The organism is Sciscionella marina DSM 45152, from assembly GCF_000379465.1.
Classification (GTDB): domain Bacteria; phylum Actinomycetota; class Actinomycetes; order Mycobacteriales; family Pseudonocardiaceae; genus Sciscionella; species Sciscionella marina.
In genome coordinates this window covers 50,794-68,003 of sequence record NZ_KB905447.1, presented here as the reverse complement: position 1 = coordinate 68,003, position 17,210 = coordinate 50,794, and the positions used below count along the sequence as shown (strand labels likewise).

General features: G+C 69.1%; 13 protein-coding genes. 7 read left to right on the top strand and 6 right to left on the bottom strand.

All coding sequences use genetic code 11. From position 1 onward, the window contains the following. Window positions 1–23 precede the first annotated feature (23 nt). The 5 genes from A37U_RS0137895 (at window position 24) to A37U_RS0137875 (ending at window position 5,620) form a co-directional block, all read left to right on the top strand. Window positions 24–617, top strand: coding sequence for a TetR/AcrR family transcriptional regulator (locus tag A37U_RS0137895; protein WP_020501859.1), 594 nt, complete (start codon window positions 24–26; stop codon window positions 615–617). 230 nt (window positions 618–847) lie between these two features. After that, complete coding sequence (locus A37U_RS0137890; protein ID WP_020501858.1) at window positions 848–2,335, top strand: NCS1 family nucleobase:cation symporter-1; 1,488 nt, start codon at window positions 848–850, stop codon at window positions 2,333–2,335. After that, window positions 2,332–3,174: a nitrilase-related carbon-nitrogen hydrolase gene (locus tag A37U_RS0137885; RefSeq protein WP_020501857.1), complete on the top strand. Its 843-nt coding sequence runs from the start codon at window positions 2,332–2,334 to the stop codon at window positions 3,172–3,174. Before A37U_RS0137890 ends, A37U_RS0137885 begins: the two co-directional genes overlap by 4 nt. 56 nt (window positions 3,175–3,230) lie before the next feature. Then, window positions 3,231–4,622: a dihydropyrimidinase gene (hydA, locus tag A37U_RS0137880; RefSeq protein ID WP_026198037.1), complete on the top strand. Its 1,392-nt coding sequence runs from the start codon at window positions 3,231–3,233 to the stop codon at window positions 4,620–4,622. Window positions 4,623–4,624: 2 nt separating this feature from the next. Next, entirely contained in the window at window positions 4,625–5,620 is a 996-nt protein-coding gene (locus tag A37U_RS0137875; protein WP_020501855.1) for a TIGR03842 family LLM class F420-dependent oxidoreductase, read from the top strand. A 9-nt stretch (window positions 5,621–5,629) separates the two neighbouring features. Here the strand turns inward: A37U_RS0137875 and A37U_RS47470 are convergent, their stop codons facing one another. Beyond that, entirely contained in the window at window positions 5,630–6,526 is an 897-nt protein-coding gene (locus A37U_RS47470; RefSeq protein WP_020501854.1) for a LysR family transcriptional regulator, read from the bottom strand. 82 nt (window positions 6,527–6,608) lie between these two features. On the opposite strand from A37U_RS47470, the gene A37U_RS0137865 reads away from it, so the two are divergent. Next, entirely contained in the window at window positions 6,609–7,430 is an 822-nt protein-coding gene (locus A37U_RS0137865; RefSeq protein WP_020501853.1) for an alpha/beta fold hydrolase, read from the top strand. Between the two features lie 24 nt (window positions 7,431–7,454). Here A37U_RS0137865 and A37U_RS0137860 read toward each other — a convergent pair whose 3' ends face one another. Continuing rightward, on the bottom strand, window positions 7,455–10,040 hold the full coding sequence (locus tag A37U_RS0137860; RefSeq protein WP_020501852.1) for a bifunctional FO biosynthesis protein CofGH: 2,586 nt from the start codon (window positions 10,038–10,040) through the stop codon (window positions 7,455–7,457). 118 nt (window positions 10,041–10,158) lie between these two features. On the opposite strand from A37U_RS0137860, the gene A37U_RS0137855 reads away from it, so the two are divergent. Next, window positions 10,159–11,652 carry an IS1634 family transposase gene (locus A37U_RS0137855; RefSeq protein ID WP_020501851.1) on the top strand — a complete coding sequence of 498 codons (1,494 nt, stop codon included), beginning with the start codon at window positions 10,159–10,161 and terminating at the stop codon, window positions 11,650–11,652. Window positions 11,653–11,659: 7 nt separating this feature from the next. On the opposite strand, the gene A37U_RS53295 is transcribed toward A37U_RS0137855, so the two are convergent. The 4 genes from A37U_RS53295 to A37U_RS0137835 all read right to left on the bottom strand — a co-directional run bounded on the left by A37U_RS53295 (window position 11,660) and on the right by A37U_RS0137835 (window position 17,156). Beyond that, window positions 11,660–12,268, bottom strand: coding sequence for a methyltransferase family protein (locus A37U_RS53295; protein WP_051111842.1), 609 nt, complete (start codon window positions 12,266–12,268; stop codon window positions 11,660–11,662). A gap of 115 nt (window positions 12,269–12,383) precedes the next feature. Next, window positions 12,384–13,127: a thioesterase II family protein gene (locus A37U_RS0137845; protein ID WP_020501850.1), complete on the bottom strand. Its 744-nt coding sequence runs from the start codon at window positions 13,125–13,127 to the stop codon at window positions 12,384–12,386. Window positions 13,128–13,200: 73 nt separating this feature from the next. Beyond that, the gene (locus tag A37U_RS0137840; protein WP_020501849.1) at window positions 13,201–13,413 is read right to left on the bottom strand and encodes an MbtH family protein; all 213 of its coding nucleotides are present in this window, start codon (window positions 13,411–13,413) and stop codon (window positions 13,201–13,203) included. Then, on the bottom strand, window positions 13,410–17,156 hold the full coding sequence (locus tag A37U_RS0137835) for a non-ribosomal peptide synthetase (protein WP_020501848.1): 3,747 nt from the start codon (window positions 17,154–17,156) through the stop codon (window positions 13,410–13,412). Before A37U_RS0137835 ends, A37U_RS0137840 begins: the two co-directional genes overlap by 4 nt. Between the last annotated feature and the right edge of the window lie 54 nt (window positions 17,157–17,210).

Here is a 17,210-nt window from a genome sequence, read left to right as displayed (position 1 = left end):
AGACCAGAACGGTAAGAAACACAATGTCTCTCAATGCGGATGGGGCGCCCCGGCGGCGCCGGGGCAAGGAGCTGGAGAACGCGCTGCTCGACGCGGCCTGGGCGGAACTGACCGAACGCGGTTACGACGAGTTCGCCATCGACCGGGTGGCCACCAGGGCGGGCACCAGCCGCGCGGTGCTGTACCGGCGCTGGCCGGGCAAACAAGATCTGGTGCGCGCGGCGGTCGAGCACAACACCGGCGAGGGACCGGCGATCGCCCCGGACACCGGCAGCCTCCGCGGCGATGTGGTGGCGCTGCTGCGACAGACGAACGAACGGCGCCGCACACTCGTGACCGTACTCATGACCCGGCTCGGCGGCTTCTACCGGGCGAGCGGGACCACTCTCGCCGACCTCGCCGAAGCAGGCGCCGGGGACTCGATCATGCACGAGGTGCTCGACCGGGCGATCGAACGCGGCGAGGTCGAACCCGGCCAGGTCAGCGACCGGATCATGCAGCTACCACTGCACCTGTTCCGCTACGAGGCGCTGATGACCCTGCGGCCCGTACCCGAACAGGCCATCGAGGAGATCGTGGACACCATCTTCCTGCCGCTGGTGCACGGAAACCGCTAGGAATCCGGCGTCGGCACCCCGGCGACCAGGTGCAGCGCCTGCTCCACCGTCGCACGCCGATGCGGTCGCAGCCGCCGTCACCGGTCCCGGCGGACAGTTCTCCCGCCACATCACCGCGACCACGGGGACACCCGAGTAGCGGCCACAACGGGCACTGTGTGTCGTGCATCACCCAATAGTGCACAAGGTGTCAGTTCTTGCGGCGCGGTTCCCGACAGCAGGATGAAGCCATGGACGCCGCCGAGCTGAGCATCGAGGGCGCCGCCCCGGATGCCCGCTATCTCAGCGAGGACACCAGGCCGGTCCCGCCCGCTCAGCGGACCTGGAGCACCCGGCATTTCGCGCTGATGTGGACCAGCATGTCGCAGTGCATCCCCGCGTATCTGCTCGCCTCCGGGCTCATCGCGGTGGGGATGAACTGGGTGCAGGCACTGATCACCGTCGCGCTCGCCAATCTGCTCGTGCTCATCCCGCTGCTGCTGAACTCACACGCCGGAACCAAGTACGGAATCGGTTTCCCGGTCTACACCCGTGCGGTGTTCGGGATGCGCGGGGCGCACTTCGCCGGACTCGCCCGCGGACTGGTCGCCTGCGGCTGGTTCGGCATTCAGACCTGGATCGGTGGGCAGGCCATCTACGTGATCGTCGGCCAGCTCGCCGGCCGAGGATGGACCCAAGCGGGACGGCTCGGCGACTATCCGTGGACACAATGGCTGTGTTTCGCGGTCTTCATGCTGTTGCAGCTGTTCGTGGTGTGGCGCGGGATGCAGGCGCTGCGGCGCTTCGAGGTGTTCGCCGCGCCGCTGCTGACGCTCACTTTCGCGGCACTGCTGGTGTGGATGCTGATCCGGGCGGGTGGAGTCGGCCCCATCTTGTCTCAGCCGTCGAAACTGGGCTGGGGCGCGGAATTCTGGGCCGTCTTCCCGCCCTCGCTGATGAGCATGCTCGCGTTCTGGGCGACCATGTCGCTGAACATGCCGGACTTCTCGCGGTTCGCCAAGAACCAGCGGGCACAAGGGCTCGGCCAGGCACTGGGCCTGCCGACCGCGATGACCTGGATCTCCCTGGTCTCTATCGCGGTGACCTCGGCCAGCGCGGTGGTCTACGGGGCCCCGATCTGGGATCCGGTCGAGCTCGCGGCTCGCTTCGACAACCCGGTCGCGGTGATCCTCGGTCTGCTGGTGGCGCTGCTCGGCACGATGAGCGCCACCATCGCCTCCGATGTGGTCAGTCCCTCCTACGTGTTCGCCAATGCCGCACCCCGGTTCATCGGATTCCGCACCGGGGCGGTGATCGCCAGCGTGATCGCCGTGGTGATCCAGCCGTGGCGGCTGCTCGCGGATCCGAACATCTACATCTACACCTGGCTCGGCTTCTACGGCGGGCTGGTCGCCTCGGTGGCCGGTGTGCTGATCGCCGGGTACTGGCTGCTGGCCAGGACCGAGTTGCACGTGCCGGATCTGTTCCGCGGCGCGGGCGGGCGCTACTGGTACCGCGGCGGCTGGAACTGGCGCGCCGTACTGGCCGCCGTGCTCGCCGCGGTGCTCTCGGTCGGCGGCGCCTATTCCGATCCAGGCAAGGGGCCGTTCCCCGTGGACGGTCTCATTCCCTTCCTCCGTCCCCTTTACGACTACAGCACCGGAATCGGTCTGGTCGCGGGGTTGGTGATCGCGGTGCTGCTCGCGCCGCCGAATTCGAGAAAGCGAGGTCTGCAATGACGGAGATCGTTCGGGCGGCGCTCGTCCAGCAGCGGTGGACCGGCGACAAGGAGTCGATGACCGAGGCCGCGGTGCGCTACGTGGAACAGGCCGCATCGGCCGGTGCGGGTGTGGTGTGCCTGCAGGAACTGTTCTATGGCCCGTATTTTTGTCAGGTACAGGACACCGACTACTACTCCTACACCGAGCAGATCCCGGACGGGCCGACCACCCGGCTGCTGTGCGAGACCGCGAAGAACCACGGAATCGTGATCATAGCGCCGATGTACGAGCAGGAGCAGCCGGGCGTCTACTACAACACGGCGGCCGTGATCGACGCCGACGGCCGGTATCTCGGCAAACACCGCAAGAACCACATCCCGCAGGTGAAGGGATTCTGGGAGAAGTTCTACTTCCGGCCAGGCAACGGCGGCTATCCGGTGTTCGACACCGCGGTCGGCCGGATCGGCGTGTACATCTGCTACGAACGGCATTTCCCGGAAGGCTGGCGGGCACTCGGACTCGCCGGGGCGCGGATCGTGTTCAATCCCTCGGCCACCTCCCGCGGGCTTTCCGCTTATCTGTGGCACCTGGAGCAGCGCGCCGCCGCCGTGGCCAACGAGTACTTCGTGGGCACAATCAACCGGATCGGCACTGAAACCTTGGGCGACAACGACTTCTACGGTCAGTCCTATTTCGCCGATCCGCGCGGTCAGTACGTCGGGGAGATCGCTTCGGAGGACGAGGAGGAGCTGCTCGTGCGCGATCTGGACATGGGCGCGCTCACCGAGGTGCGTGATCTGTGGCAGTTCTACCGGGATCGCCGCCCGGAGACCTACGAATCGCTGGTGCAGCCATGAGCGAGTTCACGAGCGAATCATCGATACAGAGCGAGTTCACGAGCGAATCATCGCCCATGAGCAGGACGCTCATTCACGGTGGCACCGTGCTCGCCGCCTCCGGTCCGTTCGCCGCGGACGTGCTCGTGGAGGGCGAGACGATCGCCGCCCTGCTGCAACCCGGCACCGAACTCGGCGGGGTCGAGGAGCGGATCGACGCACGCGGCAAATATGTGCTCCCCGGCGGGATCGATGCGCACACGCACATGGAGATGCCCTTCGGCGGGGCGTTCGCGGTGGACACCTTCGAGACCGGGACCCGGGCCGCGGCCTGGGGCGGCACCACCACGATCATCGATTTCCCCAAGCAGGAGAAGGGAACCGGGCTCGAGTCCACATTGGATGCCTGGCATGCCAAAGCGGAGGGCCAGTGCGCCATCGACTACGGCTTCCACATGATCCTGTCCGACGTGAACGATGGCACCCTCAAGGAGATGCGCACCTGCCTGGATCGCGGGGTGAACTCCTTCAAGCTGTTCATGGCCTATCCGGGTGCGTTGTACTCCACCGACGGGGAGATCCTGCGTGCCATGGACACCGCGGCCGAGATCGGCGGGCTGATCATGATGCACGCGGAGAACGGCATCGCGATCGACGAGCTGGCCGCGAAGGCGCTCGCCTCCGGGCGCACCGAACCGGTACAGCACGGGCTGACCCGTCCGCCGGAGCTCGAGGGTGAGGCGACGTCCCGGGCGATCCGGCTCGCCGAGGTGACCCGGGCACCGCTGTACATCGTGCACCTGTCCGCGCACCAGGCCCTGGAGGCGGTGAGCGAGGCACGGGACGCCGGACGCGATGTGTTCGCCGAGACCTGCCCGCAGTATCTGTACCTTTCCATCGAGGATCTGGCCCGTCCGGATTTCGAGGGCGCGAAATACGTCGCTTCTCCCCCGCTGCGGGAGAAATCGCATCAGCCGAGCCTGTGGAAAGGCCTGCGCACGAATGATCTCTCGGTGGTCTCGACCGACCACTGCCCGTTCTGTTTCAACGAGGAGAAACAACTCGGCCGCGAGGATTTCACCAAGATCCCCAACGGAATTCCCGGCGTGGAGCACCGGATGGACCTGCTGCACCAGGGTGTGGTCGCCGGTGAGCTCTCGCTGGCCCGCTGGGTGGACACCTGCGCGACCACCCCGGCGCGAATGTTCGGCCTCTACCCGAAAAAGGGCGTGCTGGCGCCCGGTTCGGACGCGGACATCGTGGTCTACGACCCGGCGGCAGAACAGGTGCTCTCGGTGAACACGCACCACATGAACGTGGACTATTCCGCGTACGAGGGAATGCGGGTGACCGGAAGGGTCGACACGGTTCTGTCCCGCGGATCGGTGGTGATCTCCGGTGGCGAGTTCCGCGGCCGCAAGGGTCACGGAAAGTTCCTGTCCCGCGATTCCTGTCAATTGTTGAGGTAGCGATGGATTTCGGATTGGTGCTGCAAACGGATCCACCGGCAAGCACCGTCGTCGAACTGATGCGGGCCGGGGAGGACAACGGCTTCGGCTACGGCTGGACCTTCGATTCCTGCGTGCTGTGGCAGGAACCGTTCGTCATCTACTCGAGCATCCTGGCCGCGACCAGTGAACTGATCGTCGGCCCGATGGTGACCAACCCGATCACCCGGGACTGGTCGGTCACCGCGAGCCTGTTCGCCACGCTCAACGATATGTACGGCAACCGGACCGTGTGCGGGATCGGGCGTGGTGATTCGGCGCAGCGGGTGATCGGGCGCAAACCGGTGACCCTGGCCATGCTCGGCGAATCGATCGGTGTGATCCGGGATCTGGCCGAGGGAAGGGAAATCGAGCGGGAGGGAACCAAGGTGCGGCTGCCCTGGGTGCGGGACGGTCAGTTGCCGGTGTGGATGGCCGCCTATGGACCGAAGGCACTGCGCATGGTCGGTGAGCTCGCGGACGGTTTCATCCTGCAGACCGCGGATCCGGACATCGCGCGCTGGACGATCGGTTCGGTGCGCGCGGCCGCCGAACAGGCCGGGCGGGATCCCGCCGAGGTGCGGATGTGCGTGGCCGCGCCCGCGTACGTGGGTACCGATCTGGCGCACCAGCGCGAACAATTGCGTTGGTTCGGCGGCATGGTGGGCAATCACGTGGCCGATTTGGTCGAACGGTACGGCGACGAGGGGTCGGTACCCAAGGCGCTCACCGACTACATCGCCGGGCGGCAGGGCTACGACTACGCCCATCACGGTCGCGCGGGCAATCCGGACACCGAGTTCGTGCCCGATGAGATCGTGGACCGGTTCTGCCTCACCGGGCCGGCGAGCGCGCACCGGGATCGGCTTGCCGAACTCGCCGAGCTCGGGGTGGACCAGTTCGCCCTCTACCTCATGCACGATCAGCGGGAGCGCACCCTCGCCGCGTACGGCAGCGAAATCATCCCCGCCGTGCGCTGAGCACCGCGCTCAGCGCACCGAACGGAAGGTGCCGAGCACCGCCTCGACGGCGGGACGCGGCCAGCGCGCGGAATTCCGGACGAGGTAGGAACGCACCGCGAGCGGACTGCCCGCCCAGACGAGTTCCCGCAGTGTCCCGGAGGCGAGTTCCGATTCGACCGAGGCCGAGGCGACCACACCGATCGTCCCGCCCGCCGCGGCCACCCGCTTGATCGTCTCGTTGCTGGCGAACTCGCCCACCACATCCGGGCGGCAGGGGTGCCCGGTCAGTGCGCGCTCCAGCGCGCCCCGGAACCGGCATCCTTTGTCGGTCAACAACATCGGTGCCCCGTCCAGATCCGGTGCGGTGACCCGCGGGTTGTCCGCAAGCGGATGATCCGGTGCGGTGACAAGGGAAAGCGGTTCCTCGGTGAACAGTTCGGCGGCCAATGGCGCGGCCGGTTCGAGCGTTTCCTCGAGCACGAGGGCGAGATCGAGCTCACCGCCCGCGAGCCGCCGCACGAGCCCGGCGTCGAGCGCCCCGCTCGGGCTCGACTCGAACGCGAGCCGGACCCGCGGATGCTCCCGGTAGAGCCGGTGCAGCAGCGGCGGAAGCCGGTAGGCGCAGAGGGTTTCCGGCGCGATCACGGTGACCGGTCCCTCGGGTTCGCCGGGCCCGCGCACCACATCCGCGGCCTCCTCGGCGAGCCGGTCGATACGGGTGGCGTAGTCGAACAGCCGGGTGCCCGCCTCGGTCAGCGCGATCCGCCTGCCGAGCCGGTCGAACAGCGGCACCCCGAGCTCCTCCTCCAGGGCCTTCACATGCTGGGTGACCGCCGACTGCACATAACCGAGCCGGCTGGCCGCACCGGTGAAGCTCAGCCCCTGCGCGACCGCGCGGAAGGTGACCAGGTGCCGCAGTTCCATCCGCACTCCTATCTGGATACGCGATCGATCCTATCGTGAACCATCGTTGGACGCGAACGATTGACGGACGCAGGATCATGGCATGACGAACAACGCATGGCAGCCAGAGCACCGATTCGAGTCCTCCGCGGGAACCGTGGCCTACGACGTGCGCGGCACCGGCGATCCGCTGGTGCTCGTCCACGGCACCCCCGCCTCCTCGTACCTGTGGCGCGGGGTCGTGGACCAGCTCGCCGGCCGGTTCCGGGTGTACACCTACGATCTGCCCGGCTACGGCTACTCCGACCGGTACGCGGGCCAGGATGTCTCGAACCCGGCGCAGGCCCGAGTATTCGGTGAACTGCTGGACGAATGGGGACTGTCCCGGCCGTACGTCGCCGGGCACGACATCGGCGCGGCCGTGGTCATGCGCGCCGCGCTGATCGACGGTCGGAGCTTCGCCCGCATCGCGCTCTGCGACGCGGCGCTGATCGACTGGCTCACTCCGTTCACCGCCCACGTCGGGCGCCACCTCGATGCCTTCGCCGGAGTGCCCGAGCACATCCACGCCCACCTGGTCGCCGGGCACCTGCGCACCGCGTTCGCCACCGAGATCGAGGAGGCCGCGCTCGCCCCGTATCTGCGGCCCTGGCTCGGCACCGAGGGACAGGCCGCCTACTACCGGCAGGTCGGCCAGTTCGATTTCGCGCACACCAGCGAACTCGAACAGCGCTTCGGCGAACTCGACACGCCGACCCTCGTGCTGTGGGGCGAGCAGGACGCCTGGTTGTCCGCCGAGCAGGGCAAGCGGCTCACCGAGGCGATCCCGGGAGCGCGGCTGGAGCTCGTGCCGGGCGCCGGGCATTTCCTGCAGGAGGATCAGCCCGGGGAGGTCGCCGCGCGACTCGGCGCCTTCTTCGGCTGAGCCGCGCGGATCGCCCCTCGGGGATCAGGTCAGCAGCGGCAGCGGACGGCGCACCGCGCTGGTGACACCGTCACTGGCGCGAGCGGCGGTCATTCGCTCGCTCGAGGGGCGGCCGTATCCGGTGGTGCGCTGCACGAGCGGGCGCCCGATCGGTTCCACGATCGATTCTAGATCGGTGATCGTCTTGTAGGAACCGTTGTCCGCGCCGGCCATCCGGCTGATCGTCTCCTCCATCAGCGTGCCGCCGATGTCGTTGACCCCGCCCTGCAACACCGCGCGGCAGGTCTGCTCGCCGAGCTTGACCCAGGAGCACTGGATGTTGTCGATCAGGCCGTGCAGCAGCAGTCGCGCCAGGGCGTGCACCGCCCGGTTCTCCCGCGCGGTCGGGCCCGGCCGGGCCAGTCCGGCGAGGTAGATGGGCGAGCTCTGGTGGATGAACGGGAGCAGCACGAATTCGGTGAACCCGCGCTTTCCGGTCTTCTCCAGGGCACGGCGCTGCAGATCGGCGATCAGTTTGATATGCCCGATCCAGTGCTCGGGGGTGTCCACGTGCCCGTACATCATGGTGGATGTCGTCGGGATGCCGAGCTCGTGCGCGGTGGAGATGACCTCGATCCAGCTCGAGGCGGGCAGTTTGCCCTTGGTGAGCACCCAGCGGATGTCGTCGTCCAGGATCTCCGCGGCGGTGCCGGGCAGCGAGTCGACACCTGCCTCCTTGACCCGGCCGAGCCATTCCCGGACGGACAGGTTGGTGCGCGAGGCGCCGTTCACCACCTCCATCGGGCTGTAGGCGTGCAGGTGGATGTCCGGGCGGCGGCGCTTCACCTCCTCCGCGAGGTCGAAGTACGCGGTCCCGGGCATGTCCGGGTGAATACCGCCCTGCATGCAGATCTCGGTCGCGCCTGCTTCCCAGGCCTGGTCCACCCGGTCCCCCACCTGGCCAAGGGAAAGGGTGAAGGCGTCCGCATCGGTGCGCCGCTGAGCGAACGCGCAGAACCGGCAGCCGGTGTAACAGACGTTGGTGAAGTTGATGTTGCGCGTGACCACGAAGGTGACGTCGTCCCCGCAGGTCTGCGCGCGCAGCCCGTCCGCGAGCCCGGCAAGGGCCTCGAGTTCGTCCCCGTCCGCGTGCAACAGGGCCAGCGCGTCGGCATCGGAGAGCCCGGCCGGGTCCTTCTCGGCGCGCCGCAGGGCTTCCGCGATCTCCGCGTCCATCCGGCTCGGCGCCTTGGCCGCCTTGATCTTCCCGCGCAACTGTTCCCAGTCGCCGTAGACCGAGTCGAAGTCACTGCGCCGGTCGCTGCTGCGGCCCTGCGAATCCACCTCGACGTGCAGTTCGGTGCGCCCGTACTCGGCGAGTCCGCCATCCGGTTCCTGCCACGGAATCCCGGCCGGTGCGGCGTTCTCCTTGACCAGACCGGTTTCCGGATCGGCGAGGGCGTCCACATGCCCGCGCAGCCGGGGATCCAGCCATGGCTCGCCGAGGCGCACGTACTCCGGATAGATCGGCAGCCGTTCGCTCATCGTGTACCCGGCCGCCTCGGTGTGCTTGGTCAACTCCTCGATCTGCGGCCAGGCCAGTTCCGGGTTGACGTGGTCCGGGGTGACCGGGGAGACCCCGCCCCAGTCGTCGATTCCCGCGCGCAGCATCAGCTCGTATTGCCTGCCGATCAGGTTCGGCGGAGCCTGAATGCGCATCTTCGGGCCGAGTACCAGCCGGGCGACCGCGATGGCCGCGGCCAGTTCCTCGAGTTCGGCATCCGGGACCGCGCGCATCTTGGTGTCCGGTTTCGCGCGGAAGTTCTGCATGATGACTTCCTGAATGCCGCCGTATTCGCGGGATATCCGGCGGATCGCGAAGATCGACTCGGCGCGCTCGGTGTGCGTCTCACCGATCCCGATGAGCAGTCCGGTGGTGAACGGGACCGAGGTGCGGCCCGCGTCCTCGAGCACACGCAGCCGGACCTCCGGATCCTTGTCCGGGGAACCGAAATGCGGACCGCCCTTCTCGGTGAACAGCCGGCGCGCGGTGGTCTCGAGCATCATCCCCATCGAGGCGGCGACGGGTTTGAGCCGCTGGAAGTCCTGCCAGCCCAGCACTCCCGGATTCAGGTGCGGCAGCAGGCCGGTCTCCTCGAGCACCCGGATCGACATGGCCCGCACGTAGGAGAGCGTGTCGTCGTACCCGTGCGCGTCCAGCCAGTCCCGGGCCGCGCTCCACCGGTCCTCCGGACGGTCGCCGAGGGTGAACAGCGCTTCGGTGCACCCGGTGGCCGCGCCCTTGCGGGCGATGTCGAGCACCTCGTCCGGGGAGAGGTATGGGGATTCCAGCCGTCCCGGAACGGTGACGAACGTGCAGTAACCGCACCGGTCCCGGCACAACCGGGTCAGCGGGATGAACACCGAGCGGCTGTAGGTGATCACCTTCGCGCGGTCCAGCTCGGCCAGGCCCGCGTCCCGCACCCGGCTCGCGTGCTCGGTGAGCGTCTCGAGTTCGGGCCCGCGCGCGTGCAGCAGCACCGCGGCCTCGTCCACATCGATCGTCTTGCCGTCCCTGGCCCTGGCCAGCGCCCTGCGCACCGCGGACGCGTTCGGTTCCACCATGCCCATGACGCTAAGCCGCGGCGACCGCCCGCTTCCACCACCCGGCCGGAAGACCCTTCCCGGCGCGAGTGTTTGCGCTGCTCGCGGCTTGCCAATCGGGTGTTCGGCGCGTATTACCTAAAGTGTGTCCTCGATCGTCGGCAAAAATATCGGCGGGCGCACCTACTACTATCTGGTGCGCTCCGAACGGGTGGACGGCAAACCCCGGATCACCGAGCAGCGCTACCTCGGGACGGGCGAGGACATCTCGGAGGCGGTGGCCGCGTCCGCCGGTTCTCCACGTTCCACCCGGCATCTGCGGTTCGGGGATGTCGCCGCGACCTGGTCCACCCTGCGCAGGCTGGGTTTCGTGGACACGGTGGAAAAACTGGCCCCCGGACGCGGGATGGCGCTGGCGCTCGCGGTACTGCACCGCGCGACCGCCCCCGGTCTCTCCTTGGAACAGTGGTGGCGGGATTCGGCGGCCGCCCGGTTCGTCCGGCCCCGGGTGCGGGCGGACTTGGTCAGTGACGCCGAATTCTGGCGGCTGGCGCGGCGGCTGTCGGCGAATCGGCTGGCCACCATCGAACAGGCACACGCCGCCCGGTTGCTGGAACACCTCGGCGCCGCCGAACCGGTGACCCTCGCGGTGGATGTGCCGAACTTCGACCTCGCCCTGCTCGTCACCAGGGACGGCGCGATCCCGCTCGTCTCGTACACCCAGGGAACGCAGGCGCGGCACGGCGAACCGTTCGAACAGACCGCGGCTCTGCTCGCCGGGCGGCTCGGGGTGCGCAACCATCCGACCGTGGTGTTCGACGCCGAACAGCGAGCCGGTCTGCACGGACGTTTCCTCGGCGCGCTGCCGATCGGCGAGTATGCCGGGCTGCGCACCAGGCCTGCCTCGGCGCGGACTCCGGTGGATCCCACTCGGTTCGCCGGTCTCACCGCGCTGGACACCCGGGAACTGGTGGACGATGGCAACCGGCGCGTCGTGCTCACCCATTCCGAACGGCTGCACGCTGCCCAGTCCCGCGCCTTCGAGAAGTCCCTGCGCGCCGCCACCCGCAGGCTGGACGGTCTGCGCGGACGCCCGCGTGAGCACATCCGCGCCGAGCTCGCCCGGATCACCCGGGACCGGTGGGTGGACCGGGTGCTCAGCACGGCCGTTTCCGGGGATTCCGTCGAGTGGCGCATCGACGAGTTCACCCGGGCTCGCGTGGACGAGGACTACTTCGGCAAACAGCTGCTGGTGACCTCGCACGAGGACTGGTCGGTGGCCGAGCTGGTCACCGCCTACCGCGCGCGCTACCACCTGGACGGCACCTTCCGGATGCTCCAGGGCCCGGCGAACCCGCCCTGGCGCTGGACCCCGCATCGTTGCGCCGTGCACGAGCTCATCGGGGTGCTCGCCGCCGGTGTCGTGCACCTGATGCGGCACGAGGCGGCCGAGAACGGCATCGACCTCTCCGCCCGCGAACTGCTGGAGACCCTGGGCGGGATCGGGGAAACCGTGCTGAAATACCGCTCAACGGGCGGCCGTCCGCGCACCGAGCGGCTGCTCACCGAACTGGACGAGACCGCGCGCTCGCTGTTCGAACTGTTCGAACTCGACCGCTACGCGCCACGCCGACTGTAGCGGCTAGTCACGCGCGGGCGACAGGTACAGGAATTCGGTGACCTTGGCGAGGGTGAGCACGGCGCGAACGGGTGTGGGCACCGCGGCGGCGGAACACGCAGATCGGGTTATGGTATTCCCGGCAGGAACGCCGTCCGCGGTGGTAGATCACCCCGAAACCGGGGCACCACGGCGCGAGGCGGCCCAGAAGCGGGTCGGTGACGTCCGGTCGAACCGGGCGAGCCGGGCGGACAGGGGCATCGCGAGCTCCCTTCGGATGGCAAATGGCCTGGTCACGGGTGTGTGCGCTCGGCCGGACCGGATGTCCGGGGACGCAGCCGGTACTGCTCGTATTCGGCACCGAACCGGCGCGGGCCAGGGTCGGCTCCTCGTACCTGTGCACGAACGCCGCGGCGGCGTCGATCAGCAACCGGAAATTCCCGAACAGCAGGGCCTGGCCGAGGATGGCCGGCGGCAGCCCCACGTACATCGGATTGCGCACGTAGCGGTTGAACCCCGTCACCACCAGGCGCTCGGTCGGGGCGGCCGGGATCAGGGTGCCCTCGGCCTTGACGAATTCAGCGAACGCCGAGGTCACCGGGACCAGCCCGGCGACGATCAGCACGACGCCGGTCACCCGGGCCGCGCCCCAGCCCGGCAACGGCCAGCGGAACCGCCACCGATCAGCCGTCCGGACACCAGATACAGCAGGATCGGCCCGGGAAGCTGATGGATCGGATGCCGCCTGTCGTTCAGCCGGTCAGCGTCCCGGCGAGCTCGGTGAGCAGGTCCGCGCGGTGCTCCTCCAAGTAGAAGTGGTCCCCCTGGTATTCCCGCAGCGCGAACGGCCCCGTGGTGTACTCCGCCCAGCCGCGCACCGAATCCAGGCGGGTCCGGTCGTCGTCGGTGCCGAGCAGCGCGGTGATCGGGCAGGAGAGCTTTCCGGAATGCTCGTCGACGTACCCCTCGGCGAGCCGGAGATCGCTGCGCAGCGCGGGCACCACGAGCTCCCGGATCTCCGGATCGGCCAGGATCTCGCTCGCCGAACCACCGAGCGAGGTGATGTTGCGGACCAGCACCTCGTCCTCGGGATGCAGCAGCGAGGGGAACCCCGAGCGCAGGTGTGGGGCGTTCGCTCCGGAGAGGAACAGGTGCGCGATCCCGCCCACGGTCTGCGCCGTCTCGTACGCGATGAAGGCTCCCATACTGTGCCCGAACAGGGCGATCGGCTTGTCCCGCAGGGCTTCCAGTTCACCGGCGAACTCGGCGACCATCGCCGGGGCGTCCTCGACGAGCGGCTCGGTGAAGCGCTCGGCCCTGCCCGGATAGGCGACCGCGTGCACCTCGACGGACTCGCTGATCTCCTGCTGCCAGGCCCGGAAGAACGGCGCGGAACCGCCCGCGTGCGGGAAGCACACCAGCCGGAGCCCGGCATCGGGACGCGGGAAATAGCACCGCAGCCAGGTCGAACGCCGCGCGATCCCCTGCTCGGTCACGAATCCTCCTCGCTGACGCTCGTCAGCCCCGCGAGCGGCGCTGCTGTACCCAATGGTTCGCTCGCAAGCTCGCTCACGAATCCTCCATCGCCTGGATCAGGCTGTTCGGCCGCATATCCGTCCAGTTGCGTTCGACGTATTCGAGGCAGGCGTCCCTGGTGTCCTCGCCGTGCACCACGGTCCAGCCTTCGGGCACGTCCACGAAGTTCGGCCACAGTGAGTGCTGGCCTTCCTCGTTGACCAGGACGTAGTAGCTGCCGTCGGGGTCCTCGAACGGGTTGGTCATGCTCTTCCCTTCCTCTGTGCCAGCCGCGCGCCGATAACGGCGAGCGGTCCCTGCTCGGTCATCTCCGCATGCGCGCAGTCGACCTCGCACACCTCGATGTCCCCCGCGACGTACGGCTTCCAGTCCGTATAGCTCGCCGGTACCTCCCCGGCCCGCCGTGTCGCGGTGAACAGCAGCATGTCCCCGTCATAGTACGGAGGCTCATGCGTGCGCGCGATGTGATTGAGATTCAGGTACGCGGCGTACATCCGTTCGATGTGCTCGGCCCGCAACCCGGCGAACACCCCGCCCGCCTCGGTGAGCATCCGGGCCGCTCCCGCCGCGTCCAGTTCCTCCCCGGCAGGGGTGAACCCCATGTCCCTGGCGAGCCGGGCGATACCCACATCCGGGTCACCGAGGGCCGCGCCGTGTGCGCGCATCGGGTATGCGTCCATCAGCGCCAGCAGTTCCACCCGCTCGCCGAGCTCCCGCAACCGGGTGGCGATCGCGTGCGCGAGCAGTCCGCCGACCGACCAGCCGAGCAAGCGGTACGGGCCGGACGCGAGCACGCGCATCCGCTCCGCGTAGTCGTGCGCCGCCTCGGCGAGGGTGCCGGGCAGCGGCTCCTGTTCGGCGATGCCGCGCGCCTGCAGGCCGTACACCGGGCCGTCGACGTGCCCGAGCAGTCCGCTGTAGCACCAGGAAAGAGCCACGGCGGGATGCACGCAGAACAGCGGCTCGCCCGCGCCATCGGTGCGCAGTTCCAGCACCGGTTCCAGGGGCGGTTCGGTCTCGCCCTGTTCGTCGAGCCGCGCGGCGAGCAGGGCCACTGTGGACGCCTCGAACAGGGCGCGGATGGGTACCTCGATCCCGAGTTCGGCGCGGGCACGGGCGGCGAGCCTGGTGGCCAGCAGGGAGGTGCCGCCGAGCTCGAAGAACCCGTCCTCGGCGCCGACCTCTTCGATGCCGAGCAGTTCGGCGAACAGCGCGGCGAGCCGGTGTTCGAGCGGGCTGCGCGGTGCACGGCCCTTCGCCACCGCGCGCCCCGGTGCGGGCAGCCGTTCGCGATCGAGCTTGCCCTGCACGGTGCGCGGCAGCCGGTCCAATTCCACGAACATCGCGGGCACCATGTAGTACGGCAGGCGCCGTTCGAGCCCGCCGCGTAGCCGCTCGCTTCCCGGCATCCGATCCTCGGGCACCACATAACCGATCAGCTGCCCGCCGTGAGCACCCTCGTGTATCGCGCAAGCCGCCGCGGCCACCCCGTCCTGTTCGGCGAGCACGACCTCGATCTCGCCGAGCTCGATCCGATGCCCGCGCAGCTTCACCTGGCCGTCGGCGCGGCCGAGGTACTCCAGCCGGCCCGCATCGTCGCGGCGAACCAGGTCCCCGGTGCGGTACATCCGCCCGCCGGACGGGCAGGCCACGAATCGGCTCGCGGTCAGGCCAGGGCGGCCCAGGTAACCGCGCCCGATCCCGGCCCGCTCACCGGTCAGGTAGAGCTCCCCGGTCACGCCATCGGGCACCGGTCGCAGTGCGCCGTCGAGGACGAGTGCTCCGGTCCCCGGGATGGGTTCGCCGAGATGCACCGGATCCTTTTCCGCCAGTGTGGCGGTGAGGCTGAACACCGTGGTCTCGGTCGGCCCGTACACGTTGAGCAGGCGGCGCCCGCCCGCCCAGCGGCGCACCGCGTCCGCGCTGAGTGGTTCGCCGCCGAGCAGCAGGGTGCCGATGCCGAGATCCGTGGCGGGCAGGCTGCTCAGCGCGGAGGGGGTGAGGAACGCCGCGTCCACGCGTTCCCGTTTCAGCAGCTCGGCCAGCCCCGGGCCGCCGTAGAGCTCCGGCCCGGCGATCACCATGGTCGAGCCGGTGTGCGCGGCGAGCAGCAGTTCGAGCACCGAGGCGTCGAAGCTGGGTGAGGCAAAGGCCAGGGTGCGTGATCCGGCGCGAATTCCGGCATGCGCCCGGATGTGCTCGGCGAGGGCGGCGAGCCCGGAATGCGTGACGAGCACGCCCTTGGGCACTCCGGTCGAACCCGAGGTGTAGATGGCGTAGGCGGTGTTTTCCGCGCGCGCCAAGGAAAGCGGACCTTCCGGCCGGGCGGGGAACACGGCGTCGAGCCAGATTCCGTCCAACCCGGAGGCGAGTTCGGCTTCGCTGATGCCGAGCACCGGTCGCGCCTCGGCGAGGATGCCACGTACCCGTTCGCGGGGCAGTTCCGGATCGATGGGCAGCACGGCGGCCCCCGCCTTGGCGATCGCCCACACCGCGGTCAGCTGCGCGATTCCGCGCGGAAGCAGCACCGCGATCAGATCCTCGGGACCGGCTCCCCGCGTGGCGAGTTCATGCGCGAGCCCGTTCGCCAACGCGTCCAGCTCCGCGTACCGCAATTCGGTGCCGTTCTCGCGTACCGCGGGCATCTCGGGATGCCGCCGCGCCGCCTCGCCCAGCAGGGCGCCGAGCGTGCGCGGCTCGGCGCCCGCGCGCGGCGGCGTGTGCACCCTTTCGCGTTCGGCCGGGGCGAGAATGTCCAGGCGCGCCAAGGGTTCTCCCGGCCGGCTCGCCACCGCCTGCAACAGCCGCTCGAGCCGGTCGAACAGCGCACCGGCCGCCGCGTCCGGCACCACGTCCGGCCGGTGGTCCAGCCGCAGCCACAGCCGCTCCCCGCCCGCCGCGACGAGGGTGACCGGATAGTGCGCGGCATCGGTGAGTTCCACCGCGCCGACCCGCAGTTCGCCGAGCGAGCCGGTGACCTTCGGCGCCGGGTAGTTCTCGAACGCGGTGATCGTGTCGAACAGCCGCTCGGCGCCCGCGGCCTGCTGAATGTCGGCCAGCCCGAGGAAATCCCTGCCGAGCAGGCTGTTCCGGTCCCGGTGCACCCTGGCGAGCAACGCGGTGAAGCTTTCCGCCTCGCGGATCCGCACCCGGACCGGGACGGTGTTGACGAACAGCCCGACCATGCGTTCCACCCCGGCCAGTTCCGCGGGCCGCCCCGAGTTCACCGAGCCGAACACCACATCCGTGCGGCCGGTGAGCCTGCCGAGCAGCACCGCCCAGGCCGTCTGCAGCACGGTCGCGAGGGTCACCCCGGCGCACCGGGCGAGCTCGGTGAAGGGTGCCGCGTCCAGGGTTCGGGTCAGCTGTCGCGGCCGCTGTGTTCCGGATCCGGGGGCCAGCAGCGTCGGTCCGTCGAGCCCGGCGAGGTGCTCCCGCCAGACCGTGCGTGCCGCCGCCGTGTCCTGATTCGCGTGCCAGGCAAGGAATTTCTTGTACGAGGGTGCGGGCGGCAACCGGTCCGCACCGAGGTAGTGCCCGAAGAATTCCTCGGCGAGCACCGGCATGGACCAGCCGTCCACCAGCAGGTGGTGACAGGTGAGCACGAGCGCGTGCCCGGGCCCGGTGCGGGCGAGCACGAACCGCAGCAGCGGTCCGCTGCCGAGGACGAACCCGGTCTCTCGCTCGGCCTCCGCGAGCGCGGTGAGGTCCGCGGTCTCGGTTTCCCGCCACGGGGCACGGCATTCGCGCGCGATCAGCTGCACCGGCTGGCCGGTCTTGCGGCGGCGGAAACTCGCCCGCAGCCCGGGATGCCTGGCGAGCACCGCGTCCGCGGCCGCGCGCATGGCCGATGGGTCCACCCTCCCCTCCAAATGCACCACCAGTTGCGAGGTGTACACGTCCGCGCCGGGTGCGCTGCCCTCGGCGTGGAAGTACATCCCTTCCTGCAGCGGGGAAAGCGGCCAGATATCCGCCAGTTCACCGGTCACCGCATTCGCTCCTTGGGGGAGCTCGGCGCCTCCCGGCGGTGCTGTGTCATTGAT